We start from the raw sequence: 459 nt of genomic DNA, 5'->3' as shown, positions 1-459 counted from the left end.
CCTTTAATACCCTAATGGCCGCCAGGGTAGTGTCTTCGGCTTTTAAGTTCTTCAATTTGCAGATGATGGTGTAGCGGGTAACGCGTTCGACCAAGGTCAGTAATGCGCTTTTCTGTCCTTTGCCGACGATGGTGTCGGCTTCCCAATCGCCGATGCGGGATTTTTGGTCGACGACGGCGGGTCGGTTTTCTATGCCGACGCGGTTGGGCACTTTGCCTCTGGTCCATATGCTGCCGTAGCGTTTGCGGTAGGGTTTGCTGCATATTCTGAGATGTTGCCACAAGGTGCCGCCGTTGCTTTTGTCTTGGCGAAGGTAGCGGTAAATGGTGCTGTGGTGGAGCGTAATTTGGTGGTGTTTGCGCAGGTAGGCGCATACTTGTTCGGGACTGAGTTTGCGGCGGATAAGGGTGTCGATGTGCCGAATCAGCTGCAAATCGAGCTTATAGGGTTTTCGCCGGT

The 459-nt window shown here is 53.6% G+C and carries 1 protein-coding gene; it reads right to left on the bottom strand.

Going from position 1 to position 459, the window contains the following annotated elements; all coding sequences use genetic code 11:
* On the bottom strand, positions 1-459 hold a 459-nt coding region (locus NSCA4_RS0112480; protein ID WP_016688423.1), incomplete at both ends, for an IS30 family transposase.

Origin of the sequence: Neisseria sicca 4320, assembly GCF_000193735.1 — a bacterium.
Classification (GTDB): Bacteria; Pseudomonadota; Gammaproteobacteria; order Burkholderiales; family Neisseriaceae; genus Neisseria; species Neisseria sicca_E.
The sequence above is the reverse complement of the archived record's forward strand: the minus strand, read 5'-3'. Positions and strand labels throughout refer to the sequence as shown.